Annotated in this window: 4 protein-coding genes; 1 reads left to right on the top strand and 3 read right to left on the bottom strand. The window is 37.7% G+C overall.

Annotation, left to right across the window (positions count from 1 at the left end):
- The coding region (locus tag DQX05_RS31275; protein ID WP_220483318.1) for a hypothetical protein at positions 1-217 on the top strand (217 nt) is incomplete at its 5' end.
- A gap of 412 nt (positions 218-629) precedes the next feature.
- Here DQX05_RS31275 and DQX05_RS30440 read toward each other — a convergent pair.
- From DQX05_RS30440 to DQX05_RS29820, 3 genes are all read right to left on the bottom strand, one after another.
- Positions 630-821, bottom strand: coding sequence for a hypothetical protein (locus DQX05_RS30440; RefSeq protein ID WP_147385253.1), 192 nt, complete (start codon positions 819-821; stop codon positions 630-632).
- 197 nt (positions 822-1,018) lie between these two features.
- The gene (locus DQX05_RS29825; protein ID WP_119796858.1) at positions 1,019-1,888 is read right to left on the bottom strand and encodes a Rad52/Rad22 family DNA repair protein; all 870 of its coding nucleotides are present in this window, start codon (positions 1,886-1,888) and stop codon (positions 1,019-1,021) included.
- A gap of 682 nt (positions 1,889-2,570) precedes the next feature.
- Positions 2,571-4,088, bottom strand: a complete 1,518-nt coding sequence (locus tag DQX05_RS29820; RefSeq protein ID WP_119796857.1) for a hypothetical protein — start codon at positions 4,086-4,088, stop codon at positions 2,571-2,573.
- Positions 4,089-4,248: the final 160 nt, after the last annotated feature.

Here is a 4,248-nt window from a genome sequence, read left to right as displayed (position 1 = left end):
GCTGCTGCTCAATCAATCCAGGTCCTTCCGCATCGATTGGACGGAGGGATCGATGCTGCCGGCGCGGCGTGGCCAGTTCAGGCTGCTGCTCAATCAATCCAGGTCCTTCCGCATCGATTGGACGGAGGGATCGATGCTGCCAGCGCAGCGTGGCCAGCTCGGGCAGTTGTTCAATCAATTGTCAAAAGAAAATAAAGTACTAGACCAAGGTAGTTAATTTGACGCAGTTAAGGGCTTCGAAAATCTTAGAAAATAAAGTATTAGACTGGCAAGCCAACTCGCAGCTGGCGACGCCGGCGTGCCGATCGCGCCAAACCGGCGCTTCCGGAATACGGTCAATCAGTCTACAACTTTATTTTCCCAGTCTAATACTTTATTTTTGAGTCTATCACTTTATTTTCTCTGAACAATAAATGCGATCGACCTGGCATCTAATACGTCCTTCCGCTAATATAGCCCTTCCCCGTTCCTCATTCGTGCCATGATACAATTTCATTTTCCGTGGGACCTCACTAGTGTAATTTAGAAATGCTATGTGAGTGCCCTTGAAGTAGTAGCCGGCATACGCTTTGCACTCAGAACACTCTTTCCTGGAATTGTTAAAGCTATAATAAAAAAGACAGCCCCTATCAGGTAACTGTCTTAAAAGAAAACATTCTTTTTCCTAACTCTAATCGTTCTTGAATAAATGATTCCGGCCAATTATCAGGAAACTCATCAAGCCGATAACTTGTGATAATATCGTTATTTTCTACTTCAATTGCATAATATGGTCCATTATTACGATACTGACGTAAAACTATATTAGGAAGATTCATCATCTTAGTCGTACTCACCCTATTTTAAAGAGTAGACGTTATGGGGATAAAATAATTATAGCATAAATGGAGATAATCTGCCATTTTAAAAGACATCAAAAAAGAGAGCGTGCAGCTCTCTTTTTACCTACCTAATAAACAAATTTCTAATAATAACAATTCCAGCATTCCTCTATGTTTTGATCGGCCTTATTCTTTTTCTAACCAACTAATTTAATTAGCTTCAGTATTTTTTTACCCTTGCGAGTCTCGCTCATAATAGTAACCCTGCTTCCATCTTTTAGTGACATAGCATCCACGCGTTCTACCATTTGACCTACAGCATAAAGTTCATTTTTAATACCACCATGCTCCATTACAAACTTGTAGTATGGTTTGCCGTCTTGTACGTAAGCCTCTACATCAATAATCTTAAAAATAGGCTCATCAGTAGCTGCAACTCTATTCGGTTGTGTAGATTGCTTCGTTCTAAAAACTTGGCCATTCATCATTTCTTTCTTAACCGAGTAGTAATCTTCTTCAAAAATCCCAAACCAGCCTTTATTTTGATAATACTCTTTATAAGAGTCTGGTAGAATGCAGATGCCCTCTTTAAACGGAGAGCAATCTACTTCCAAGTTGAATTTTTTAACCAATGCAGTATAAGTAGCATTCTGATTGCGATAAGATACTACCCTTATTAACCCCTGGTACACATCAGCACTGACACCTAACATTGAAGCACATTTTTTCATACAGTCCGACGTAGCCTTCTTATACGCATCTAATCTAGCTTGCGTAGAAGGTTCGCTCTTCCCTTCTTGGACAACCATAAGAGCATCTCCAAAGTTTTGCTTCACTATCCATTCATTTTGATTATCACGAATGGATATTTGTCCAAAGATGGACACACAAAACTCATTTAGATCAACTTCCTTTTCAAGGACATTAAAGTTCCAACCATCCGGGCCTAATACTTCATTTAAACGATTTGAAGTAGCTTGAGGCGTTACACTTGCAAATCCTTTGTACGAAGATGAGTAACATTCATAAGGATAAGGGGCATTCAAAGCCTGGAATAATTTATTCATTATCTTTCCTCCTCATAAATAAAAATAGCCCGATTATGAAGAGTTTCCTCATAATACGGACTGGATATGAATATGCTTCTAAAATAACAAAAACCCCAAAAATAGAATCCTCATGGATTAGCACACGGCTAATATGATTCATTCTACCCTTAGGGTGTAATCTTGAAATCAGGCTCATATGAGCAATTGGTAATAGCATTAATTTAATGATATCACATTAAGCATATTAGTTGAACCATCTTAATGATGATGAAGTAAAAGATTTTTAAAACAAATGATTATAAAACAAAAAAAGATTATAAGTGCTTTAAAGCTAGTAAAACCCCCGTTATTAAAGGGAAAATCTCGAGAAAGAAAATATAAAACCAAGAATAAAATGAATTGAGTATGTCAAATGCAAGTATTGATTTCGTGAAAGAAATATGATTACAAGTCAAAAAGTGTAGATAATTTTGGTTTACAATCCTACATGTTAACTACATAAAACAACTTGGAATAATATTAGATATTCACAATATAATTGATTTATTAACATAACTAAACTTGGATTAATATTTTCTTGCCCATAAAAAAGCACTTTCTCTTGAAGGGAGGAACAATAGTCTTTCAGAATCAAGAGTTAGTGCAGCAAGAAAACTTATTTTGCAGCAGAAATAGCCCTCCACTTTTAGTAGTAAGAGAGCTACAAATATGATTGTAAACGGAAACGAACTGATAGCAGAGGAACATGCGATCTCTTTCGGAGAGATGGGATTATGTTCTTGGCTTGCTTCCAGATCGAATCGAGATTTTCTCCCTGGGCGATAGCTTTAATAATTTCTTCTTCATACTCTTGATATATAAATGGATCAACACGATGAGAGTATGCGAGCTGAGCTAATTCATTGAGATCGTTTACGTCCAAATGGGTGATCGAATGAGTCCCCCACTTACGTATATCGTAGTTATAGTAATGGTCTAAGGAAATATCAACTTCAAATTCATGTAAAATGCTCTTTTTAAGGTGAAGCAGCTTTTCGGATAATTTTTTCCTCGTTATCTTTGAAGTGAAGATATATTTTGCGAAATCAGCCATCCTTTTTCTTTGTTCCTCTAGTGGCAGCAGTAAAGGATTCGTAACAAATTCTTTCGCTTCCAACTCTTCTAATGTTGTTTTGATGCTGTCACCTGCGAACGTATCCGCCAACGATTTAACATATCCTACTATATTGTCTGGGAAGCTCCCTTTTTGGGAAACAAATTCTCTAAGCTGCGTTAAAACCTTGCGAATAATGGTTTTTGGATAATGGTACAAAACTTTAATTACTGAAGGAAATATATCCGTAGATGTAATCTCGCCAATATTCAACTGTTCAGATAAAAGTCGTATGATACGAGCTTGCTTTGGTAAAACCCGCTCCATGGATATCGATCGATGAAGTGTGATACTCGAATAACTGGTAGTAACCCACATCGGTTCAAGGATAAAAATTGCTTTTTCCCCACTCTTACCGTTGCTTACCACCGCTTTAGAGAAGAGTTTTTTTCCTTCGAAACTGATCTCCGCCAACGAACGAACAATGGAAACCACATGACTCCGTTGAGATTTCTTCAAAAGAGTACAAAGATCTGCATAAAGTAAGGGTTTGAAATTTGTACTGCGCTCTATCACGCGTTCAAATTTCGATCCCTTGTGATTCCCGGCTTGCGCATAGACCGCTAGAATTAACTTTTTCTCTGCCACACTCAATTTGTTGAATGTAGAGGAAAAAATAAAAGGAGGAAGAAATACAAAACGATCGATCTTCCCTGTTTCTGTTAGATATCCTTCAATTGTGATCTCTTGAAGATTATCTGTATTGGTTTGCATGCGAAAAACACCGTTCATTGATAGCTTTTCAAAAGATTCATAGAATTGGCTGTCACTGATCGGCTCAACGTTATCATCTGAGATGATTTCATATAAGGATTTCCGACTTTTAATCAGTATTTTTCCTTGATAGTCGCATACGCGGAATAAAGCGAATAGTACTTGGAAATCTGCAATGGTAATGTGATTTAAGCAGCGCTTCCGCCCACCTGCACGAAGAGAAAACCACTTCTTTTCCCGATAGTTCCGATCCATTTCAAAAAATAACTGCAACGTTTCTGCAGTGATGCGTATTCCAGGAGTCGTTTCTCCACGAAAGCCTCGAGCATTTGGCAATGTTAATTCCATCATTTGAGTATCTACACCTCCTTTCGACACCATTTCGATCTTCTTGACAATAACATTAGAAGTTGAAATATGGCAACGGGAGTAGAAAGGCTATCAAATTAGGAGTACAAAGGCTATTAGGAGTAGAAAGGATATTGATTTAGGAGCTGAAGGGATATTGATT

The sequence above is a fragment of the Paenibacillus thiaminolyticus genome, assembly GCF_003591545.1.
Taxonomy (GTDB): Bacteria; Bacillota; Bacilli; order Paenibacillales; family Paenibacillaceae; genus Paenibacillus_B; species Paenibacillus_B thiaminolyticus_A.
The sequence above is the reverse complement of the archived record's forward strand: the minus strand, read 5'-3'. Positions and strand labels throughout refer to the sequence as shown.